Origin of the sequence: Latilactobacillus sakei subsp. sakei DSM 20017 = JCM 1157 (assembly GCF_002370355.1) — a bacterium.
GTDB classification, from domain to species: domain Bacteria; phylum Bacillota; class Bacilli; order Lactobacillales; family Lactobacillaceae; genus Latilactobacillus; species Latilactobacillus sakei.
In genome coordinates, this window is sequence record NZ_AP017929.1 from 759,738 (window position 1) to 782,924 (window position 23,187).

Below are 23,187 nucleotides of genomic sequence, written 5' to 3' on the forward strand. Positions count from 1 at the left end.
TAATAGGAACAAAATAGTTGCAATTTGAAAATAAGTTTTATAAGTGTTATTTAAATTTTCTAGGGTGCAATGGATTGGGAAATAAGATATTTTAATGATTGTCTGCTAAAACGTTAATTAATGCGAATTATGATAAAAAAATGAGAAAGCTAACCAACAATATGCAACCTGTTCAATAAACTAGTATACTTTTTAGGTATAGTTTTCAGAAAAATTTATATCAAAGGGGGATTCTATGACTGTCAAATTACAAGTCAAAGATTTAACGAAGATATTTGGTAAGCGGGTGCCGCGGGCCAAAGAACTATTGAAGCAAGGTAAGAGTAAGGCTGAGATTCTAAAGGAAACAGGTGCGACAATCGGTGTCGACCGGGCTAACTTTGAAGTCGAATCTGGCGAAATATTCGTTATTATGGGACTATCTGGTAGTGGTAAATCAACATTGGTGCGGATGATTAACCGATTGATCGAACCAACTGAAGGTAGTGTGTTGATAGATAACGAGGATTTAATGCAGATTGATAAGAAAGAATTACTTGAAGTCCGGCGCAAGAAAATGAGCATGGTCTTTCAGAATTTCGGACTTTTTCCAAACCGCACAATCCTAGACAACACTTCTTATGGATTAGAAATTCAAGGGATTGATAAACAAACGCGCGATCAAAAAGCTAATGAAGCGTTAGATCTCGTTGGTTTAAACGGTTATGGGGAACAATATCCAACACAATTATCTGGTGGGATGCAACAACGGGTTGGTTTAGCACGTGCTTTAGCCAATGACCCAGAAATCCTATTAATGGATGAAGCTTTCTCAGCGTTAGATCCATTGAACCGTTCAGATATGCAAGATCAATTACTTGATTTACAAGAAACAATGCACAAAACAATTATCTTTATTAGTCATGATTTAAACGAAGCCCTCAAAATCGGCGATCACATCATGATTATGAAGGATGGCGAAATTGTTCAAACTGGAACGCCGGAAGATATTTTAACGCGTCCAGCTGATGAATATGTTGAGAAATTTATCGAAAATGTCGATCGTAGTAAGGTTTATACGGCCGGCAACGTTATGATTCGTCCAACAACGGTTAATATCGAAAAAGATGGCCCACGTTTGGCCTTGAAACGTATGCGTGAAAATGAAGTTTCAACCGTTTATGTTGTGAATAACAAGCGTGAATTGGTCGGGATTATCGATGCGCGGGATGTTTTAGAATTAGTTCGTAAGGAAAGTCGGGATCTTCAGTCCGTTGTTAATGCAAACGTACCGACAACCACTGAAGAAACACCGATTGCGGATATTCTAGATGATATTTCACAAACCGGGATTCCATTTGCCGTCTTAAATGAGAAAAAACAATTACGTGGGATCATCATTCGCGGTGCCGTCTTAGGCGCACTTGCAGGAAACGAGGTGAACCATTTTGCTTAATTTAATGACAATTCCTAAATTACCACTTGCTAGTTGGATGGACAGTTTTGTCGATTGGCTAACACAATTTACAGGTTTCTTTAATGGTTTAACAAACTTTATCGGTGGGATTATCAATGGCTTTCAATGGGTCTTTGATTTAATTCCGATCTGGTTATTTATCGTGATTATCGCGGGTGTCACTTACTTCGCCAATCGCGATACGAAGAAGTGGGGCTTAATCCTTTTTGAAGTGGCCGGCCTTCTTTTAATCTGGAACTTAGATTTCTGGCGGGATATGACACAAACGTTAACCCTTGTGTTGACGTCTAGTTTAATCTCATTAGTGATTGGTGTGCCACTTGGGATTTGGATGGCTAAAAGTGATATTGCCCAGGCAATATTTAAACCAATTCTTGATTTCATGCAGACCATGCCAGCCTTTGTTTACTTGATTCCAGCGGTTGCCTTTTTCGGCATTGGGATGGTGCCCGGCGTTTTCGCGTCAGTGATTTTTGCCATGCCACCAACGGTTCGAATGACTAACCTAGGGATTCGCCAAGTGCCAACCGAATTAATTGAAGCCGCAGATTCTTACGGTTCAACAGAATGGCAGAAATTGATTAAAGTGCAATTACCACTCGCCAAATCAACCTTAATGGCCGGGGTTAACCAAAGTATGATGTTAGCTTTATCAATGGTCGTTATTGCTTCAATGATCGGTGCAATGGGTCTTGGAACCCGGGTTTACTTCGCCGTAGGTCGGAACGATGCTGGGGGCGGTTTTGCAGCCGGCTTGGCAATCGTTATTTTAGCGATTATCATTGATCGTTTGACACAAGCACTAAACAGACAACGACAACATTAAGGAGGGATTTAGTGATTAAGAAGAATAAATTAATAGCTTTTTTCACCTTAATTGGATTAGTAACGTTGCTTAGTGCCTGTAGCTCACAAACTAAGCCTTATGATGCTAAGCAAAAGTTAGGCCCACAAATCAACTACACGATTACTGGGATTGATGCCGGAGCTGGTATTATGGCTTCAACGCAAAAGGCTTTATCAACGTATCATTTGGAAGGTCAAAACTGGCAGTTACAAACCAGTTCAACCGCTGCAATGACCAGTACTTTGGACAAAGCGATTGCTGACAAGCGTCCAATCGTGATTACTGGTTGGCAACCACATTGGATGTTTACTAAATATCCAATCAAGTTTTTGAAGGATCCTAAAAATGTCTTTGGCCAGGCTGAACATATCGATACGATTGTTCGAAAAGGCCTTAAAAAAGATATGCCAGAAGCTTATACCATCCTTGACCGGTTCCACTGGACACCAGCGGAAATGTCAAAAGTGATGTTACAAGTTAATGATGGCGTCGATCCAGAAAAGGCTGCTAAAGATTGGATTAAAGCTAATCCCAAACAAGTTGCTAAATGGACCAAGGGTGTTAAAAAAGTTCATGGTACGAAAATTAAGTTAACTTATGTCGCTTGGGATTCTGAAATTGCTTCAACCAACGTTGTTGCGGAAGTACTTCGTCAACAAGGTTATGAACCAACAATTCAGGCAATGGAAATCCAACCAATGTGGGCATCAGTCGCAACTAAAGCGGCCGATGCACAGGTTGCTGCTTGGTTACCAAAGACATCTGGTTTGTACTACAAGGATTACCAAGGTAAGTTTGAAGACTTAGGTCCTAACTTAGAAGGTGCCAAAGTTGGCTTAGCTGTGCCGAAGTACATGACTAACGTGAACTCAATTGAGGATTTAAAAACGAAATAAACAAAAAATAGGTGTTATCAGTCATCGATAGTTGATGATTGAAAAAGGCGTTGTCGCAAAAGTAATCTTTTGTCGCAACGCTTTTTTATTTTGGAAAAGGGCTTGATTGTATATACAATTTTGTTTATACTACAATTATTAAAACGCTTACAATTTGGAGATGAACGATTATGACGTATGCAATGATTGGGACATGGCGAATGGCTTATGAAGGATTATCCAAAGCGATGACGACGCTCGAAGCGGGCGGCAAAAGTACGGATGCAATTGAAATCGCTATCAAAGAAGTCGAAGATTATCCATTTTTTAAATCGGTTGGCTACGGTGGTTTACCGAATGCACAAGGTTTAGTTGAAATGGATGCGGCCTTTATGGATGGCAATACGTTTGCGATTGGGGCGGTTGCGGGGATTAGCGATGTTAAAAATCCCATCTCGGTTGCACGCCAATTGAGTAACGATCATTTTAATAGTTTTCTGGTAGGTGCTGGCGCATCACAATATGCGATGTTCAACGGTTTTGAAGCACGCAACATGTTAACAGAGCGCGCGCATAAGTTGTGGGCCAAACGCGTTCAGGAAATTAACGAAAAAAATCTTAGTCCGTATGACGGTCACGATACGGTTGGCATGGTGAGCTTGGATCAAGATGCTGGTATGGCAGCAGGAACTTCGACTTCTGGTTTGTTCATGAAAAAACCAGGGCGCACAGGCGATTCAGCGTTATCCGGCAGTGGCTTTTATGTGGATAGCGACATCGGTGGCGCCACCGCAACGGGTTTAGGCGAAGATTTGATGAAGGGCTGTCTTTCTTACGAAATTGTCCGCTTGATGGGTTCGGGATTATCGCCGCAAGCGGCTTGTGATCAAGCCGTTTATCCATTTGTTGAAAAACTTAAGAAACGCTACGGCAAGGTGGGGGAATTCTCACTGATTGCATTGAATAATCAAGGTGAATGGGGCGTGGCCACCAATGTTGAATTCACTTTTGCAGCCGGGAATGATGAACAGACACCGCAAATTTATATGGCTAATCCAGGGCCGGATCAGACCACTATTATTGAACCAATTTCCGAAGCTTGGTTAATAGCTTACGAAAAACGAATTAAGGCCCCAATTGATTAGAAGGAGTATTTAGAAAATGGCGAAGTATCTATATGTCGAAATTGCAGAAGCGTTAAACGAAGATGTCCGGGCGGGAATCTATGGTGTCCATCAAAAATTACCGTCAGAAACGGACTTAGCCGCGCAGTTTGCGACGACGCGGTTAACAATCCGCAAGGCAATCGACTTACTCGAAAAACAACAGGTTGTGGTCCGTGATCGGAATCGCGGGACCTATGTTTTAGCGACCGAAGGCAAAATTTCTAGTGGGGCCAGCGGTTTAGTGGGTTTTACCGAAGCCGCCAAGGAATTACACTTGGACGCGAGCACTCGGGTGTTAGATTTGCGCCGCGCAATTGTCTATCCAGACTACGTTGCGTCTAAATTACAACTCAACGAGCAAGAACCGGTTTGGCAGATTGAACGCATCCGGATGGCTGATAACGAACCAATGACGCACGAACAGATTTACCTTAAACAAAGAATACTCCCCAACTTGACGGCCCACGAAGCGCAAGGCTCTCTCTACCGTTTGATTGAACAAGAGATGCCAATTGGTTATGCGCAACAAGAATTAGAAGCCGTTATCTTAGAACCGGGGTTAAGCGAATTACTAGAAACAACACCAGGACAGCCCGCCTTCTTGGCGCACACGGTCGCCTATTCAATGGATGGCTACCCAATCTTTTACGATAATTCCCATTATCGGGCTGACAAGTATACGTTCCACAATATTTTGAGTCGTAAACATTAATGTTAGAAGGAGGTATTGTTCATTAGCAGGCAGGTAAGACAAAACTTTAATCTGGAGGATTAAACATGTTTGATAAATTAGAAAAATTCTTGATGCCGTTAGCGATAAAACTGGGGAGCAATAAAGTTTTAATCGCTATTCGGGATGGCTTTTTAATCACAACACCTTTAATTATTGTCGCTTCAATTTTCCTATTAATTGCTAATTTTCCAATTCCACATTGGTCTGAATTCTGGGGTCAATTCTTAGGGACTGGTTGGGAAAGTTGGTTCACTAACGTTTCGCGTGCTGTCTTTAATACAGTTGGCTTCTTCACCTGTTTTAGTACGGCTTACGCTTACGGCAAACAAAAAAATACGGATGCAATCCAAGCAGCCGCAGTTGCTTTGGTAGCCTTTTTAATCCTAACACCAACTAAAATGGTTGTTGAAAATCTAAAGGAACCCGTTGATGGGGCTTTAGATATGAACTACCTTGGCACAAATGGTATTTTCTTGGGACTAGTTGTTGCACTTGTTGCAGTACCCATTTATTGTTATGTGACTGAAAAAGGGTGGACAATTAAAATGCCAGATGGCGTGCCACCCGCAGTTTCGCAATCATTTGAAGCATTGATTCCAAGTGCAGTTGTCATGTTAGTCTTTTTCGCAATTCGCATTATTTTTGGGTTAACACCATACGAAACACTGTATAATTTCATCTTTGAAATCTTACAAGTGCCATTAAAAGGGGCCGGCAATACTTTAACTGCCCAGATTATCTACGGATTTGCCTGCACAATCTTCTGGTTCTTTGGCATTAATGGACCAGCAGTTGCTAATTCTGTTTTTGCACCAATTTCTAAAGTGTTAACAATGGAAAACTTGGATGCTTTCCAAGCACATAAGGCATTGCCTAACATTTTTACTGACCCATTCTCAAACTTTTTCACTAACTTTGGTGGTGGTGGGAGTACCTTATCACTATTAATCGTGATGCTCTTATTCTGTCGCTCACAACGAATTAAACAACTTGGAAAATTGGCTATTTTACCAGGGATTTTCGGCATTAACGAACCAATCATCTTTGGGTTGCCAATTGTGTTGAATCCGATTCTCATCATTCCATTTAACTTAGTACCACTTATCAACCTCTTGCTATCAACGATGGTAACGAAATGGGGATTAATTCCATATACCAATGGGGTGGCCTTACCATGGACAACACCAATCGGTTTTTCCGGCTACCTTTCAACTGGGAGCATTGTGGCTTCACTCTATCAATTCGCATTATTAGCATTAGGTTGTTTAATTTACTACCCATTTATTAAGACATTGGATAAACAATACATCAAAGAAGAACAAGACGCAGAGATGGCTAAAGCAGAAGATATTTCATTTGATGATTTAACGGAAGCAGACTTGAATTTGTAAAGGTGGAGAATAGTCATGGAAATTTTAATTTTATTAGATCAAATTCAAGCAGGTTTAGGTGGCACCGAACGTGGCGATTTACCCTTGGGTGGTAAAAAAATGGCGATGGGTTCTGCCGATATGTTTGAAAAGTATTTAGAAAAGGACGAAAAAATCGCGGTGACCTTATATTGTGGTGATCAAAATTTCATGGATCATAAAGATGAGGTCAGCTTGAAGTTGGCAGCGATGATTAAAAAGTTGCATCCAGATGTTGTTATTTGTGGGCCAGCTTTTCATTATGAACAATACGCTGAAATGTGTGCCCAAACTGGGGCCTTAGTGACCGAAAAAACTGATATTCCAGTTGTGGCTGCAATGTCTAAAGAATGCCAGTCAGTAATCAATCAATATCGACAACGTGTTGATATCGTTAAGATGCCTAAAAAAGGTGGTACTGGCTTGAGTGATGCCTTGAAGGATATCTTGGCACTCTGCCGGATAAAAGCTAATCATGGTAATATTTCTGAGTTTCCGAGCGATAAAATCTATTAACTGTGGGTGATGAAATGCTAAATCAAGAAACAATCAATCTGATGCAGTCACTAACTGACATTAACGGGGTTGCTAGCAATGAACGGTTAGTGGCGGCGCGTTTAAAACAAGATTATGAGCAACTAGCAGATGAAGTGATTTACGATAACTTAGGATCGATTTATGCAGTGAAAAAGAGTCAAATACCAAATGCACCACACGTAATGGTTTCGGGGCATATGGACGAGGTTGGTCTAATCGTGACTAAAGTGTTAGATAATGGCTTATTGCAAGCTTTATTACTCGGCGACATGTCAACTAATAGCTTGTTAGGCGCCAGTGTCCAAGGCGATTTTGCTGGGAAAAATTATCAAGGCACTATTTTAGCACAAACGGAAAATAATCAAGTTGTTGATAAAACGAATAAAGTGCAAGTCGACCTTGGCTTTTTAAGTAAAGCAGCAGTTGAAAAGGCTGGTGTGCAGTTAGGTGATACGCTCAGTTTTGCAACATCATTTGTTCAAACTGAAAGTGGCGTTTTGATGAGTCGCAATTGGAATGGTCGCTATGCACCTATTCTAGGAATTGAATTATTACAAGCCTTGCAAAATGTTGAACTACCATTTGATTTATATGTGGGATGCACAGTTCAGGAACAAGTGGGTTTACGAGGAATTCAGACGGCGACGAATAAAGTAGCGCCTGATTTAGCAATCATGTTAGATACGGATGCCGCTTTTGATTATCAAACGGATTCTGATGACCGGATAGGCGTTTTAGGGGATGGTGTTTTATTGAACTACTATGACAAAACAGTTTTACCTAATCGGTTATTACTCCAAACTTTCCGTGAAACTTGTGAACAAGATCAAATTCCTTATCAATATTACTATTCATTGGCCGATTCTGAAGCAGGTTGGGTGAATAAGTTACGGACAGGTTGTCCAACGCTTTTCGTGAATATTCCGGTTAGAAATATGAATACGCCACGCTCGGTAATTGCTGCTGCTGATTATCAAGCTGCTAAGGCGGGATTGATTCAATTTATTAAGCAAATCGATAATGATAGTCTTCAAGCGTTTAAAGCAGAAAATCGATAAGTTGGTGAAAACATGGTAGAAGAGACAATCGATATAGATTTATTACGCCGGCTCAGTGAAGCCGACGGCATTGGCGGTCGTGAACGTGAAGTGAGTCGGCTAGTGCATGACTACGCCCAACCATATGTAGATGAAATTAGTTATGATAACTTAGGGTCAATTATTCTAAAGCAAAATGGTACGGTAAATGAAGGCCCTAAAGTCATGTTGTCAGCACATATGGACGAAGTGGGTTTTGTGGTTCGTCAAATTACACCAGAGGGTTATCTTAAGTTATTACCAGTTGGCGGTTGGTGGGGACACGTGATGCCTGCTCAAGAAATGACTGTCACAACAGCAACTGGTCAAAAATATATTGGTATTGTGGGCAGTCGGGCGCCACATGGTTTACCTGATGAGGTTAAGAATAAGGTGATGACGCCAATGACGATGTTTTTGGATATGGGGGTCGCTGATCGTCAGGCAATCGAAGCGTTAGGAATTCGTATTGGAGATATGATTACACCGTATATTCCGTTTAGGCAAATGAATGATCCTAACTTCTTAGCTGGGAAAGCGTGGGATGACCGTTTCAGTTTGGGTGCGGAATTAGAAGTGATGAAACGGACAGCGCAAAAGCCGCATGAAGCAACGCTCTTTTTCACAGGTTCGACACAAGAAGAAGTAGGGATTCGTGGTGCACGGACAGCGGTTCATCAGATTCAACCAGATTTAGCAATTGCACTCGATGTCACAACAGCTAAGGACACGCCACTCGATAATGAAAGCAGTAATCGATTAGGTGGTGGGGTTGTCTTAGCGGTACTAGATTCTTTAACGATGGCTAACAAAGGGTTGTTGTACCGAATGGAACGTCTTGTTGCCGATTTAAAATTAGATGTGCGGTATGACTTTATGACCGTTGGTGGGACTGATGCTTGTAATATTCATAAGGCGATGGATGGTGTCGTGACAATGACGATTTCGATGCCAACCCGCTATATGCATTCACCACGGTTGATGGTTCATCAAGATGATTACAAACAAACGATTCAGTTATTGACCTCGTTTTGTCAGTCACTATCGAAGGCTGACGTTGCACTGTTTAAAGAAGCGACGCGTCAAGCTTTAGAAAAGACGTATTAAACCATAGAAAGAAGCCATTTTTGTGAAAGCGATTCGAGCGGATTTTAAAGCTTTATTTGAACAATATGAAGCAGAATTTTTGGCCGATTTGAAGGCTGTTTTGCGGGTACCGAGTGTTCGTGGCGTTAAAACGTATCAAGCACCATTTGGGATTGGGCCTAAACGAGCATTGGAAACGGTGTTGTCAATTGCGACGCGAATGGGCTTCAGAACAGGGCAAGTCGGTGATTGTGTTGGCTGGGCTGAATATGGGCCGGATGAAAGCCAAGCACCAACGTATTTTGGTATCTTGGGCCATTTGGATGTGGTCGACGTTGAGAATGATTGGCATTATCCACCGTTTGATCTTACCCAAGTGGATAACTTCTTGTATGGACGTGGTGTTTTGGATAATAAAGGGCCGCTCTTATCCACATTGTTTGCACTTTATCTGATTAAAACGCAAAAAATAACATTTAAGCACCGGGTTCGGATTATTTTTGGCACGGATGAAGAATCAGGGAGCCAAGATATTCCGGTGTATCTACAACAAGAAGCAGCGCCGTACGCCGGTTTTACGCCAGATTGCAAGTTTCCGGCCGTTTACGGGGAACGTGGTTTGTTAGACGTTCAGTTATCGTTGCCGATTACAGATGGCTCTGAGCCCCAAATCACGGCGATTGACGGGCAGTTTGCCAAAAGTTATTTACCGGATCACGCTCGCCTACTTTTAGCGGATGGGACGGTCAAAACTTATCAAGGCAAAAAGGCGCCAAGTAACGCACCTGAAATGGCGGATAATGTGCTACCGAAATTAGTGGCAGATGCCAGCCAATTGAGGGGCCAGACCGGCCAATTCTATCAGTGGCTCAATGCTAAAATTGGTAATCAATCAACTGGGGAAAACTTGGGAATTAATTTTGAAGATGCGGCCTCGGGTGCTTTGCAGCTAGCCTTTTATGGGTTGTCAATTGAGGCACAACAGTTGAGTTGTCATTTAACGTGTCGTTATCCGATTTCGGTGACTGAAGAACAATTGTTAGCCGGCATCGAAGCGGCGTTGTTACCGGGGATGACGGTGACGGTTAAGCGGCGGTATCCATCGCAAGTCACTGATCCACAATTACCATTTATTCAACAGTTATCGGCGATTTATGCGGCTGATACAGGTTTAGATGGTACACCGGTGACGACAACCGCCCGCGCTTTGCCGAATATCATCGCGTTTGGGCCTTCTTTCCCAGGACAAAAGGGTATCGCGCATAAGGGTGATGAATGGCTCCAATTCAGCGATTGGCAAATGATGATGCAAATTTATTACGATAGTTTGTTAGTTGTTGGGACACAGGATTAGAACAAATCAAAAAGGCCAGGACAAATTGTCCTGACCTTTTTAATTTGTTTAGCGACTTGCTAATGCGCCCATTGGATCCCATGGTGCGAGAACGGTTGGGTGATCGTATTCTTCTTTTTCAATCCGTTGCATTTCTGGTGTTAAGAAGCGTTTGTTGATAACGATTTGGTAGACGAATTCGTCAAACCAGCTGTCGCTCATGACGAAGTAGCCCTTAGTACCGACTTTATCGCCCCATGAGTTTTCAACCTTCCATTTCGTTGGTTGACCATCAACGATGTCAACGCCAGTAATGACCATCGCGTGTGTCATTAAACTTTCGCCGTAATCTAGGCGTTCGCCTTTAGAAATTGAAAGGTCCATGTTGAGTAATGCTGCTTTTTGATAGATTTCAGTATCCATGATACCAAGTTTACGGTCGGATGATTGACCAACATCGCTACCAAACCAAACTGATTCGCCAGCTTGGAGTTGTTTGATGGCGAGTTGTTTGAAATCATCGATATCAAGATTCAAATGGCGAACTTCACGGCCGCCAACCACGTTGCCGAGCATTTCAACGCTGTATAAGTGATTGTATGGTTTGTCCGCTGTTGGAGAATTGATTAATGAAACGTAATTTTCGAGGTCCCAACCAACATATTTTTGATAGAAAGTTTGTGGTGTGAGGCCTTTTTCAATGTGGTAGTTGTGGTCATCATCGCGATATTCGAAGTCGAATTCAACGGGTGGTTCGCCTAATGCATAAACGAGCATCCGGTAAACTTCAGTCAACATTGTATCTTTCTTTGCTTGGATATCGGCTTCGCTGACACCATCGGCAACCAATTGACGAAGTGTGACGGCATCTTTTCTAAGTTTAAGATTCAAGACACTGTTGAGTTCGCTTGATTTTTCACTGTTATAAGTTTCGGGCATGACTGACTTAGGCACAATCCCGTATTTTTCGATGAGGGCGCATAACATATCCCATTGACCGCCGTCTTGTTGGGGCGTAGTCATTAAAAAGTCGACTTTGCGATCGCCGATTGGTTGATCGGCTGTCTTTAAGACATTTTCGTAGAAGTAGTTTGATTTCTCAAATTTATCCCAGAAGTTAGTGTAATTTTGTGAAAGCTCGAAATCTTTAATCTTGAATTGTGCTTGTAAGCTGTGGCGCATCGTATTTAATGCGGCAAACATCCAGCAACGACCGGATTGCTTTTGATTTGAAACGGCACCAGTGTCTAAATCGATTGAAAAGACTGGGTCCATTAAAGCCTTTGAAGTTGTATTTTGACTGCTGGCTAAAAAGCCATTGTTCATCACTGTGTTTTTGATGACGTTTGATTGTGGAACTGCCTTGAAGTCGGCTTTGAATTGTTGGATATTTTCGGGTGTGATAGATTGAACCATTGAAAAAACCTCCTTGAGAATTGGGATATTCATTAATGTGCTTTTCAAACCATATTCCTGTGTCTAGCGCCACAAGTCAAACGATTACTTTCAGTAATCATTCGCCTCGTTTTGCTAGTACTCGGAATATAACCGGTTTGAACGCAATTCTTTCTTTAACGTACTTTTCAAGCTAACTTTCTGCGCTTAGCTTCGTGAGGCAAATAATCGACTGTGTCGCTTATTCGCCTCACTGTGCTAATGCTCGAAAGTTGACCAAGCTTGAACGCACTCATTTTATTGTAGTGCGTCCCATGGGTCTAGTTTGATTGGGGTTTGGTCTAGTAAGGCTTGTTCTTCTTTTGTGAGGTATTCTTTTTTGATAACGACTTCGTATACATAGTCATCAAACCAAGCGTCGCTCATGCTGAAGTAGCCCTTATTGCCGACCTTGTCACTCCAAGTGTTTTCAACTTGCCATTTTGTGGGTTGGTCGTCAACTAGGTTGACACCGGTTAAAGTCATTGCGTGGGAAACAACGCCTTGGCGATAATCGAGTCGTTGGTCTTTAGGCATTGTTAAATCAATACTGAAGAGACTTGAGTAGTCATAAAGATTACTGTCCAACCAACCTTTTTGGCGGTCTAAGTCGGCGAGCACGTCGTTACCAAACCAAATTGGTTCGCCAGCTTTAAGTGACTGAATGGCGAGTGCTTTTAGACGATCGGGTGGGAGGTTCAATAGGCGCATTGGATGGCCTTCAACTACGGTATCTTGTGAGTCTAAGCTGTAAAGTTGGTTGTATTGTTTGCTTGCTTGTGGGCTGCTGACAACTGTGACGTAATCATCAAAATTGCGATTCAAATATTTTTGATAGAAGCTCAGTGGTGTGAGGCCTTGGTCAAGGTGATATTGTTGATCATTATCGCGATAGACGAAGTCGAATGTTTCAACGGGTTCGCCAAAAGCGTAAACGCTGAGACGGTAGATTTCGCTTAACATCGCCGTTCTAGTTTCGCTAATCTTGTCAGAAGGTGCTTGATCAGCAACTAATTGGCGGAGCTTAATCGCATCTGTCCGTAATTTAAGATTTAAGGTACTGTTGAATTCAGTGGTTAAATCACTGTTGTAAGTTTCAGGCATGACGGACTTGGGAACGGCACCGTATTTTTGAATTAATGCGACTGCATTGTCCCATTGGCCGCCGTCAAAATCAGGTCCGGCAAGTGCGAAGGCGACTTCGCGATCCGTAATGGGTTTAGTAGCTGTTGCTAGGATTTTTTCGTAGAAAAGATTGGCTTTTTCAATGCGATCCCAGAATGAGAGGTAGTTTTGAGAAAGTTCAAAGTTTTTCACGTTATATTTTTGTTCGAAATCATGACGAAGTGTATTGAGTGTGGCAAATAGCCAACAACGACCACTCTTTTTTTGGAAGCTGACATCACCGGTTGGCAAGTCTATCGAGTAGGTTGGATCAAGGGTTACGGCAGCATCAGGGCGCTGAGCGACCGCGTTAATCCCGTTATTCATGACGGCATTACGTAGTGTTTGGGCTTGCGGCATGTCGGCGAGTGCTTGGCGCATCTTGATTAAATTAGCATGTGTAATTTCTTGGGTCATCTAATCACTCCTTAATTTCAATATACCCTAATTCTAGTTGATTTAATGGAAGAAGTAAACATGAGATAGATGGGATGATGATATTATTGAAAAGTTAAAAATGAGGAAGAAAACGGTTAATATGAGAATTGATTTGTGACGTTAAAGATAAAAAAATAACCATCATAACGAGTATGATGGTTATTGGGGGATTGGCATAATCTAGTCACTTGAAGAGTAGGTTATCCAAAACGGGCCCTTGAAGCTAGATTTCTGCGCTTAACGACAATTGTCAAATTAGCGATTGCATCGCTAATTCGCCACTCTATGTTAATGTTCAAAATCTAAACGAGCTTCAAGGACACTCTGAGTTGAAACGTGCCATTGCAAGTAGATTCCTGTGCTTTGCTACGTCCCGCAAATAATCGACTGTGTCGCTTATTCACTGGCCTAGGCAAATGCTCAGAATCTGACCACTTGCAATAGCACTCTTTTTTTATCTTGCTTTTAAGATTTTTACGCCTTCTGGTGAGCCTACTACGACTTCGTTGACGAGGTCTAAGAATAAGCCGTGTTCAACGACGCCGACTTGTTCGCTTAACCAAGTTGCTAGTAAGTGGGGATGTGTGATTTTTTCAAGGTGCAGATCAATCACTTCATTTTTTGAATCTGTTAAGACGCGTTGGCCGTCTTCGGTTGTTCTGAATTCTGGGTTGAGGCCTTCTTTAACGAACTTGTTGAAAACTTGTTGACTGCCAAAAGGAATCACTTCAACGGGGAGTGGGAAGCGGCCGATTGTATCGACTACTTTTTCTTCATCAACAATCCAGATGTTGCGAGTTGAGGTTGTTGCCACTAATTTTTCGAATAAGTGGGCAGCACCACCGCCTTTAATCCCTTGGAAGTTATTATCAACTTCATCGGCACCATCAATTGTTAAATCGATATGATCGACTTCGTTGAGCGCTTTAACCGAGATGCCGAGCGATGTTGCTTGTTCTGCGGTTCTGATTGATGTGCAGACGCAAGTTAGGTGGAGGTTTTCGGCTTTCACACGTTTAGCGAGTGCTTCGACCATGTACACGACAGTTGAGCCAGTCCCGAGTCCTAAAATCATATTATCTTCGACGTAGTCCACTGAACGTTCAGCGGCCATTTTTTTCATTGCATTCTTATCCATTAAGACACCTCTTCTATTGTTAATAGTTCTATTATACGCAATAACTGGTAAAAAAGCGCTTTAAAATGGGCGCTTTTTGCTAAAATTTCTATTAAATCGGTCGGAAGGATTATTCAAGTCCGTTGGTTTTCATGGTATGATACAGTAGTAAAAAATAGCGCCAAATTAGGTGTTAATATATAGGAGCTTTTTTAGATGAAAAAACGAGGATTCGAAATAGTAACCAAATACCAATCAGCAAACTTAAGTTTACCAGTGCGGTCGACTGCTCATTCAGCAGGATACGATTTTGCTTGTGCAGAGGACTTCGTTTTACCATCCATCTGGCATTATAATTTTGTCCGTCTATTTCGGATGATTCGAAACGGCAAACCACTAGTTGATGATGATTTTGAACGGGCTTCTAAGACGTTGAAACCCTTCCTAGTACCAACTGGGATTAAGGCGTATATGCAAGACGATGAATATTTAATGATTGCCAATCGTTCAAGCAATCCCTTGAAAAAAGGGTTAGTGATTCCCAATGGTGTCGGGATTATTGATTCAGATTATTATGACAATGATGCCAACGAAGGTGAAATCTTCATTCAAATGTTAAACTTCAGCCCACGCGATGTTATTTTACGTAAGGGTGAACGAATTGGCCAAGGTATTTTTATGCCATATCTTGTAGCTGATGATGAAGTGGCTGTGACAACTAAACGGACCGGTGGCTTTGGTTCATCTGGTCGCTAGTCCGTGCTAACGGCAATCGATCGCCGATATGTGCTAAAATAGTAGACAATAAGGGTAGTAAAGGAGAATCTTGTGGCTAAAGTTAAAACGCAGTTTGTCTGCCAGAATTGTGGCTATAGTTCCCCCAGATTCTTGGGGCGCTGTCCGAATTGTGGTGCTTGGAACCAAATGGTTGAAGAACGTGAACAACCAGCCGCAGCGGCAAAATCAAATTTCACAATTTCAGGGCGCGCCACTGAACCTGAAAAAATTAGCACCGTTAATATCCAAAAAGAACCCCGTGTTAAAACGGAATTAAATGAATTGAATCGTGTTTTAGGTGGCGGCGTTGTGCCGGGTTCACTGATTTTAATCGGTGGGGATCCTGGGATTGGAAAATCAACCTTGTTACTACAAGTTTCAGGGCAACTTGAAAAAGTGGGTAAGATTTTATACGTTTCAGGTGAAGAAAGTGCCTCACAAATTAAGATGCGGGCGAATCGATTAGGGGTTAATGGCGATCAATTGTATCTGTATCCCGAAACGGATATGGGCAATATTCGCCACCAAATTGAAACGCTCAAACCGGAATACGTCGTGATTGATTCGATTCAAACGATGAGTGAACCAGAAGTGACTTCCGCAGTCGGGAGTGTTTCGCAAGTTCGCCAAGTAACCGCAGAATTGATGCGGATTGCTAAAACGAATCAAATTACCATCTTCGTGGTGGGACATGTGACGAAGGAAGGGGCGATTGCCGGCCCTAAGATTTTGGAACATATGGTGGATACCGTGTTGTACTTTGAAGGTGACACCCATCACACTTACCGGATTTTACGATCTGTTAAAAACCGGTTTGGTTCAACCAATGAAATCGGGATTTTCGAAATGCGGGAAGCGGGCTTGCAAGAAGTCGCTAATCCATCCGAAATTTTCCTTGAAGAACGACTAGCCGGTGCGACTGGCTCAGCAGTTGTGGTTTCAATGGAAGGGACAAGACCAATCTTGGTTGAGTTACAAACTTTGATTACCCCAACCTTGTTCGGGAATGCGAAACGGACCTCTTCAGGGTTAGATCATAATCGGGTGTCATTGATTATGGCGGTTTTAGAAAAGCGGGCGAGTTTGATGCTTTCAAACCAAGATGCTTATCTTAAAGCAACCGGTGGCGTTAAGTTAGATGAACCAGCGATTGATTTGGCGATGGCCGTTTCAATTGCTTCCAGTTATCGCGATAAAGAAATTCCACCAACCGATTGTTTTGTCGGTGAAATTGGCTTGACGGGTGAAATTCGGCGGGTCAACCGGATCGAACAACGCGTTGGCGAAGCGGCGAAGTTAGGTTTTAAACGGATTTATGTTCCTAAAAATAATTTGCAAGGTTGGGATCCACCAACTGATATTCAAGTCGTTGGGGTCACAACTATTGCAGAAACTTTAAAAAAAGTATTCAACTAGGCATAAGTTGGTGCGAGAGGAGGTTTTATGATGCAACAAAAACCATTAACTAAAAGAAGAGTGTTAGGAATTGTCTTTGTAATTCTAGGGGGTGCTTTAGGGATCACGGCCTTTCCGGAATTCTGGCGAGTTGTTCATTTAGAGTTAGTCACATATCTCAATAATGGCATTACCAATGCCGTGTTAGGTGCAATTATTTTTTATCTTTTATTCCTGGTGTTGGCTAATCCGATGTTACGGGCGATGCGTCAATTGGAAAAGGCGTTGTTTAAACAATCACCTAGTTTCCTATTATTTGGGAGTGTTTTTTCATTAATTGGCTTGTTATTAGCGAATGTTGTTTCAATTCCGTTATACCGGATGCCGATTTTTGTTCTGAACACTGTTGTGCCAATCCTATTGATGATTGCGCTTGGTTACTTAGGCTTCAAGGTGGGGACGACCCGCTTAGATGAATGGCGTAAGTTCTTACAACCTAAGAAGCGTAATGCCGATGTCTTGGAACGCAAAGTAGACGACAATTTCCGCAAGTACAAGATTTTGGATACGAGTGTCATCATTGATGGTCGGATTAAGGAAATTGCTAAGACCGGCTTTATCGAAGGCACGTTGATGGTGCCGAACTTCGTATTACATGAATTACAATTAATTTCCGATTCTGCAGACAACTTAAAACGGGCGCGTGGTCGTCGTGGTTTAGATATCTTGAATGAATTACAAAAGGACGAAAGTTTATCTGTCGAAATGTACGATGGTGATTTCGAAGATTTAACGGAAGTCGATGGCAAATTAGTCAAGTTAGCGAAGTTGCTAGACGGAATTGTGGTCACAAATGATTACAACTTAAATAAAGTCTGTGAATTCCAAAACGTTCCTGTGTTTAATATCAATCAATTGGCCAATACGTTGAAACCAGCTGTCTTACCTGGTGAAGCGATGACTGTCACAGTGGTCAAAGCCGGAACCGAACGTCAACAAGGGGTCGCTTACCTTGAAGACGGGACGATGATTGTTGTTGAAGATGGCCAACATTATCTTAATAAACCATTAGATGTGATTGTGACAAGTGCCTTACAAACTGCTGCTGGGCGGATGATTTTCGCCAAACCAGCGCATCAACAAAAAGGCTTGAATGAAAAATAAGCATTCAGATGACTTTACACGGTCACCAATAATCGGTATTATTGAGACTAACTAAATTGTATAAATTGATGAAGAGAAGAAGTAGATTAGCCGGATTTTCAGAAAGCTTCTGGGCGCTGTGAAGAAGTAATTGGGTTAATCGAAATGCACCTTGGAGATGCTAGTAGACTTTGGCTACTAGTCGGGACACCGTTATCTGCTTGAGGCATTTTTGCGAAGAAAAGTGGAACCACGCTCAACCGGCGTCTTTTGTTAATTAACAAAGGGCGCTTTTTATTTGGAAGAGTGCTTTTTCAGGCGGTTATCTCCTGAGGATTAACACAGAATGGCGAATGATTGCTGTAAGTAATCGTTTGACATTCAGGGTTAACCGGAGGGAGATGCCTGAAAAGGCACGTTTAAAAGAAGAGTGCAACAGCGGGCGCTTATATTTCGAGCATTAACTGGATTTGACGAATTGGCGATGTAATCGCCGGTTTGGTAAATTTGGTTAAGCACAGAAATATGCCTGCAGGAGCACGTTTAAAAGAAGAGTGCTCTTGGATGCGGTCAGCAACTGAGTATTAATAAAAAATTACGAATAATCCCGGTTTTAGGATTATTTGTAATTTTAGATTAAGCGGAAGTTGTTGCAACCAAAAAGCACGTTTAAAAGAAGAGTGCGTCATTAACGGGTAGCTTTTGAGCATTAGCACAGTGTTGTGAATGACCGACAGAGTCGGTCGTTTGCAATACATAGCTAAGCGGAAAAAGCTGTTAATGAAAGCACGTTTAAGAAAGGAAGATTCGATGCTTACTGTTTATAATACCCTCACACGCCAAAAAGAAACGTTTAAACCCCTTGAAGAAGGCCGCGTTAAGATGTATGTCTGTGGGCCAACTGTGTATAACTATATTCATATCGGTAATGCGCGTAGTGCGATTGCGTTTGATACGATTCGCCGCTATCTCGAATACCGCGGTTATCAAGTTGATTACGTTTCAAACTTTACGGATGTTGACGATAAGATGATTAAAGCGGCTAACGTGGAAAACATCACCGTGCCTGAATTAGCGGACCGCTACATTGCGGCCTTTAAAGAAGACACTAAAGCCCTCAATATTGAACCAGCAACGCTTAATCCACGAGCAACTGATAATCTTGAAGAAATCATAGCGTTTATTCAAGATTTGATTGCTAAAGATTATGCTTATGCTGTTGACGGCGATGTTTATTACCGGGCTCGTAAGTTTAAGGCTTATGGTCATCTTGCTGGTCAAGATCTTGATCAACTCGAACAAGGTGCCAGCGAACATACAGCTACTGAAGAAACCTTGCGTAAGGAAGATCCAATCGATTTTGCCTTATGGAAAGCTGAAAAAGGCAACGAAATTGCTTGGGAATCACCTTGGGGCAAGGGCCGACCTGGCTGGCACATCGAATGTTCCGTGATGTCGACTAAATACTTAGGCGATACGATCGATATTCATGGTGGCGGCCAAGATTTGGAATTCCCCCATCACGAAAATGAAATTGCCCAAAGTGAAGCCAAGACTGGCAAAACCTTTGTGAACTACTGGTTACACAATGGGTTTGTAACGGTTGGGGATGACGATCAAAAGATGAGTAAGTCACTTGGCAATTTCGTGACGGTTCACGATTTGATTCAAGAAGTTAATCCACAAGCATTGCGTTTCTTGATGAGTAGTACGCAATACCGGCGGCCAATTCGCTACAGCCAATCATTGTTGGCAGAAGCCCAAACTAATTTGGATCGCTTGAAGACAACACTTGATAACCTGGCTTTCCGTCAAGCAACGGCTGAACCAGGCGAAGATCAAATTGTGATGGATAAGGCAGCTGAATTGGAAACAGCTTTTGTCACAGCGATGGACGATGATTTTAACGTTCAAAACGGCTTAACCCAATTGTACGAACTTGCTAAATTAAGTAACCAATATTTGGAACAGACAACGGTTCAAGCCGATACATTAACGTCATTGGCAACTCGTTTAACGCGACTATTAGCCATTTTTGGTGTTGCGTTTAAAGCGGACCAATTATTGGATACAGAAGTTGAAAGTTTAATTGAAGAACGCCAAGCCGCTCGAGCAGCTAAAGATTTCGCCAAGAGTGATGCGATTCGGGACCAATTGAAGGATCAAGGGATTATTTTGGAAGATACACCACAAGGAATGAGATGGAGACGCGCATGAAAAATGCTTTACAACTAAACGGGATTGCCTTAGCTTACATGGGGGATTCAGCCTATGAAGTTTACGTGCGGGCCCATTTATTAGAACTCGGCTTAACCAAACCTACTCGCTTGCAACAAGTCGCAACACACTATGTGTCTGCTAAAGCGCAAGCTGCTTTGATTGGTTTGATGATCGATGATAACTATTTAGCAGAAGAAGAAATGAATATTTTTAAACGCGGTAGAAATGCCAAAAGTTATACGAAAGCCAAGAATACGAGTGTTTCGACTTATCGGACCTCAACTGGCTTTGAAGCGGTTTTTGGCTATCTATACTTAACTGAACAACAAGAGCGCGTCGCTGAATTAGCCCACTGGTGTATTCAACAAGTCGACGCTGGGAGGACCCATGAGAAAAAATAATAACCAATCTTATAATCAGAAGAATAATGAATTTAATAGTCGTCGGACGGCTAAAAATACTGCTAAGCCAACACGGCGCCCAGCTAACAAGAAACCAGCAGCACCTGTAGAAGAAGCAGCGGTTGAAGAACAAACTGATTTCGTCATCGGGAAACATGCTTCTTTAGAAACATTGAAGACGAGCGACGCCAAGAAGATTAACAAAATCTTCCTTCAAGATGGTTTGAAAGCTGACTTCGTACACGATGTCGTTAAATTAGCGAAAGAAAAACGATTGATCATCCAAAATGTGCCTAAGAACAAGTTGGACTTATTGAGCGATCGTCAAAATCACCAAGGGATTATCTTAGCAATCGCACCGTTTGAATATGCGAGTGTTGATGATATTTTTGCTAAGGCCAAAGCGCAAGAAGAAGAACCTTTTATCTTAATCTTGGATAACTTGGAAGATCCGCATAACTTGGGTTCAATCATGCGGACAGCTGATGCAGTTGGTGTACACGGAATTATCATTCCAAAACACCGTGCTGTTGGATTAACATCCACAGTTGCTAAAACGTCAACGGGTGCGATCGAACATATTCCAGTTGCGCGCGTCACGAACTTAACGCAAGAAATCAAAAAACTTAAAGACCGCGGTCTCTGGATTTTTGGCACCGACATGGCCGGCACCGACTATCGTAAGTGGGATGCTAAGGGCCCAATCGGTTTAATCATTGGTAACGAAGGCAAGGGGCTTTCACCAATCGTTAAAAAAGAAGTTGATCAAACTTTGACAATCCCAATGGTGGGTCACGTGCAAAGTTTAAATGCCAGTGTTGCTGCGGGGGTTCTCATGTATCAGGCTTATAATAGCCGTCAACCTTTGGTATAGCTTATGAAAAAGCAGATTTTAATTGCAGATGGTTATAATATTATTGGTAATTGGCCTGAATTAAATAAGTTAAAGCAAAATGATCACTTGGCAGATGCGCGTGATAGTTTATTGCAAACATTATCGGAGTACCGGAAGTTTCGCGAAATCGAAATTATCCTCGTCTTTGATGCGATGTATGTGCCAGGGATTAAACAAAGCTATGAGCAATATAATCTTGAGGTCGTTTTTACTGAAGAAGATGAAACCGCTGATAGTTATATTGAAGCCTTAGCTGGTAAATTGATGTCACCAATTAATCAGGTCACCGTCGTTTCAAGCGATCAAGCTGAACAATGGACAATCTTTTCGCGGGGGGCTTTGCGGGTATCTTCGCATGATTTCTATCGCGAGATTAAGCGGACGCACCGCGAGATTGACCATGACGCTAAACGTTATCACAGTAAGGTGATGCAACGTAATCGGCCGTGGAATGACGATCAATTAGAACGTTTAGCGCAGATGCGCGACCAATTGAGTGACGAAAAGACTGATTAAACAGGCGTTCGCTTACAGATTGGGCAAACTCTTGCTAAAATAACAGTATGGTTGTTGCGTGAAGGGAGTTTCGGTCAATGGAACAAACAAAGCGCGACGAACTGCTGATTGCAGCAGTGGCTCAGAATGATTCACAAGCACTAGATGTATTATTCAAGGCGTATTTGCCGATGGTGTATCACACCGTGGCGCCATATTATATCCGGTTATTCGATGAAGACGATTGGTTACAAGAAGCCCGGATTGTTTGTTACGAAACTTGCCAATGTTACGATTGTCAAAAAGGCAAAAGTTTTGGGAGTTTCTATAAATTACGGTTTAAAAACCACATTTTAAATTTACTACGACGAGAACTCGCACAAAAACGGCGAGGTGATCGTCAGGCAGTATTGATTGCGGAGCGGCCGGAACACGACGCGATTTCAGAAGATACGATGACTTACTATCAATCGCAGTTTGAATTGAGATGTTATCTTGAAACGCTGTCGCCTTTTGAATTAGTGTCGTTTCGGGTGCTGACCGGGCAGCTTTCAATTGATGAAGCTTGTTGCCAACTCGATTGTACGATTGACCAGTTGAAACGAGGCCAATCAAGGTGCCAGACTAAGTTAAAACGGTATTATCAAGAGAATCGTTAACCAAAAGCGGTGGGACCGGACTAAACGGGTTCACCGCTTTTGTTGATGGATTCTAAGATTGACAGGTTCGCCTGCACATGATAAAGTGAATGGGATAAACATCACTTAGAGAGGGGCTTTTAGTCATGGGTGTTAAGAAAGTCGCCTTAGCCTGTACTGTCTGTGGTTCACGTAACTATTACGTTGCTGAAAACAAGAATCGGACAGAACGTCTAGAGTTAAACAAATATTGTAAACATTGCGGACAATACGCACAACATAAAGAAACACGTTAACATAGGAGGATGAAGATGATTAAGTTTTTAAAAAGCGTTGTTGAAGAAATGAAAATTGTTACTTGGCCTAATGCCAAACAAACGCGTAAGGATACATCAACTGTTGTGATGACATCAGTTTTATACGCAATTTTCTTTGGCGTCGTTGACTTAGCAATTCTCAAACTTCTTGAACTATTTATTTTTTAAAACTAGCTTAATGAAGCTGGTTTTGCTATACTTGTGGCAAGCAGAAAACTTCGCGTGGTCGGAGTTT

23 protein-coding genes and 1 other annotated feature are annotated in these 23,187 nt (G+C 42.1%); of the genes, 20 read left to right on the top strand and 3 right to left on the bottom strand.

All coding sequences use genetic code 11. The features are described 5' to 3' along the window. The first annotated feature begins 235 nt into the window (after positions 1-235). The 10 genes from LEUCM_RS03790 (at position 236) to LEUCM_RS03835 (ending at position 10,539) form a co-directional block, all read left to right on the top strand. Positions 236-1,435, top strand: a complete 1,200-nt coding sequence (locus LEUCM_RS03790) for a quaternary amine ABC transporter ATP-binding protein (protein WP_011375386.1) — start codon at positions 236-238, stop codon at positions 1,433-1,435. A 4-nt stretch (positions 1,436-1,439) separates the two neighbouring features. Next, positions 1,440-2,282, top strand: coding sequence for an ABC transporter permease (locus tag LEUCM_RS03795; protein ID WP_025015976.1), 843 nt, complete (start codon positions 1,440-1,442; stop codon positions 2,280-2,282). Positions 2,283-2,293: 11 nt separating this feature from the next. Next, the gene (locus tag LEUCM_RS03800) at positions 2,294-3,199 is read left to right on the top strand and encodes a glycine betaine ABC transporter substrate-binding protein (RefSeq protein ID WP_025015975.1); all 906 of its coding nucleotides are present in this window, start codon (positions 2,294-2,296) and stop codon (positions 3,197-3,199) included. 170 nt (positions 3,200-3,369) lie between these two features. After that, positions 3,370-4,323: a glycosylasparaginase gene (locus tag LEUCM_RS03805; RefSeq protein WP_011375383.1), complete on the top strand. Its 954-nt coding sequence runs from the start codon at positions 3,370-3,372 to the stop codon at positions 4,321-4,323. A gap of 16 nt (positions 4,324-4,339) precedes the next feature. Next, complete coding sequence (locus tag LEUCM_RS03810) at positions 4,340-5,056, top strand: GntR family transcriptional regulator, LSA1692 subfamily (RefSeq protein WP_025015974.1); 717 nt, start codon at positions 4,340-4,342, stop codon at positions 5,054-5,056. A 65-nt stretch (positions 5,057-5,121) separates the two neighbouring features. Beyond that, complete coding sequence (locus LEUCM_RS03815; protein ID WP_025015973.1) at positions 5,122-6,468, top strand: PTS sugar transporter subunit IIC; 1,347 nt, start codon at positions 5,122-5,124, stop codon at positions 6,466-6,468. A 15-nt stretch (positions 6,469-6,483) separates the two neighbouring features. Next, positions 6,484-7,002, top strand: coding sequence for a GrdB-related putative oxidoreductase (locus LEUCM_RS03820; protein WP_025015972.1), 519 nt, complete (start codon positions 6,484-6,486; stop codon positions 7,000-7,002). Positions 7,003-7,016: 14 nt separating this feature from the next. Next, a complete protein-coding gene (locus LEUCM_RS03825; protein WP_025015971.1) occupies positions 7,017-8,081 on the top strand; it encodes a M42 family metallopeptidase in 1,065 nt (354 codons plus the stop codon). A 12-nt stretch (positions 8,082-8,093) separates the two neighbouring features. After that, positions 8,094-9,206: a M42 family metallopeptidase gene (locus tag LEUCM_RS03830; protein WP_025015970.1), complete on the top strand. Its 1,113-nt coding sequence runs from the start codon at positions 8,094-8,096 to the stop codon at positions 9,204-9,206. 22 nt (positions 9,207-9,228) lie between these two features. Beyond that, positions 9,229-10,539 (top strand): Sapep family Mn(2+)-dependent dipeptidase, encoded by a 1,311-nt coding sequence (locus LEUCM_RS03835; RefSeq protein ID WP_056936450.1) that lies wholly within the window; start codon positions 9,229-9,231, stop codon positions 10,537-10,539. Between the two features lie 48 nt (positions 10,540-10,587). Here the strand turns inward: LEUCM_RS03835 and LEUCM_RS03840 are convergent, their stop codons facing one another. From LEUCM_RS03840 to rpiA, 3 genes are all read right to left on the bottom strand, one after another. Beyond that, the gene (locus LEUCM_RS03840; RefSeq protein WP_035146635.1) at positions 10,588-11,934 is read right to left on the bottom strand and encodes a C1 family peptidase; all 1,347 of its coding nucleotides are present in this window, start codon (positions 11,932-11,934) and stop codon (positions 10,588-10,590) included. Between the two features lie 276 nt (positions 11,935-12,210). Continuing rightward, a complete protein-coding gene (locus LEUCM_RS03845) occupies positions 12,211-13,533 on the bottom strand; it encodes a C1 family peptidase (RefSeq protein ID WP_016265672.1) in 1,323 nt (440 codons plus the stop codon). Between the two features lie 475 nt (positions 13,534-14,008). Then, positions 14,009-14,692, bottom strand: a complete 684-nt coding sequence (gene rpiA, locus LEUCM_RS03850) for a ribose-5-phosphate isomerase RpiA (RefSeq protein ID WP_016265671.1) — start codon at positions 14,690-14,692, stop codon at positions 14,009-14,011. Positions 14,693-14,887: 195 nt separating this feature from the next. Here rpiA and LEUCM_RS03855 point away from each other — a divergent pair, with 195 nt between their 5' ends. The 10 genes from LEUCM_RS03855 (at position 14,888) to secE (ending at position 23,120) form a co-directional block, all read left to right on the top strand. Next, a complete protein-coding gene (locus tag LEUCM_RS03855) occupies positions 14,888-15,427 on the top strand; it encodes a dCTP deaminase/dUTPase family protein (RefSeq protein WP_016265670.1) in 540 nt (179 codons plus the stop codon). A 72-nt stretch (positions 15,428-15,499) separates the two neighbouring features. Beyond that, positions 15,500-16,864, top strand: a complete 1,365-nt coding sequence (radA, locus tag LEUCM_RS03860; protein ID WP_011375373.1) for a DNA repair protein RadA — start codon at positions 15,500-15,502, stop codon at positions 16,862-16,864. 30 nt (positions 16,865-16,894) lie between these two features. Then, positions 16,895-18,007 carry a PIN/TRAM domain-containing protein gene (locus LEUCM_RS03865; RefSeq protein WP_025015969.1) on the top strand — a complete coding sequence of 371 codons (1,113 nt, stop codon included), beginning with the start codon at positions 16,895-16,897 and terminating at the stop codon, positions 18,005-18,007. Between the two features lie 59 nt (positions 18,008-18,066). After that, positions 18,067-18,260: a binding site (T-box leader), on the top strand. Between the two features lie 536 nt (positions 18,261-18,796). Further along, positions 18,797-20,203 (top strand): cysteine--tRNA ligase, encoded by a 1,407-nt coding sequence (gene cysS / locus LEUCM_RS03870; protein WP_016265668.1) that lies wholly within the window; start codon positions 18,797-18,799, stop codon positions 20,201-20,203. Continuing rightward, positions 20,200-20,607, top strand: coding sequence for a Mini-ribonuclease 3 (locus tag LEUCM_RS03875; protein WP_025015968.1), 408 nt, complete (start codon positions 20,200-20,202; stop codon positions 20,605-20,607). Before cysS ends, LEUCM_RS03875 begins: the two co-directional genes overlap by 4 nt. Continuing rightward, entirely contained in the window at positions 20,594-21,481 is an 888-nt protein-coding gene (gene rlmB / locus LEUCM_RS03880; protein ID WP_011375369.1) for a 23S rRNA (guanosine(2251)-2'-O)-methyltransferase RlmB, read from the top strand. The genes LEUCM_RS03875 and rlmB overlap by 14 nt, the downstream gene beginning before the upstream one ends. A 3-nt stretch (positions 21,482-21,484) precedes the next feature. Beyond that, positions 21,485-22,018 carry an NYN domain-containing protein gene (locus tag LEUCM_RS03885; RefSeq protein WP_016265667.1) on the top strand — a complete coding sequence of 178 codons (534 nt, stop codon included), beginning with the start codon at positions 21,485-21,487 and terminating at the stop codon, positions 22,016-22,018. A gap of 77 nt (positions 22,019-22,095) precedes the next feature. After that, complete coding sequence (locus LEUCM_RS03890) at positions 22,096-22,656, top strand: sigma-70 family RNA polymerase sigma factor (RefSeq protein WP_016265666.1); 561 nt, start codon at positions 22,096-22,098, stop codon at positions 22,654-22,656. Between the two features lie 125 nt (positions 22,657-22,781). Then, positions 22,782-22,931, top strand: a complete 150-nt coding sequence (gene rpmG / locus LEUCM_RS03895) for a 50S ribosomal protein L33 (protein ID WP_011375366.1) — start codon at positions 22,782-22,784, stop codon at positions 22,929-22,931. A 9-nt stretch (positions 22,932-22,940) separates the two neighbouring features. Further along, positions 22,941-23,120 carry a preprotein translocase subunit SecE gene (gene secE, locus LEUCM_RS03900; protein ID WP_011375365.1) on the top strand — a complete coding sequence of 60 codons (180 nt, stop codon included), beginning with the start codon at positions 22,941-22,943 and terminating at the stop codon, positions 23,118-23,120. Positions 23,121-23,187: the final 67 nt, after the last annotated feature.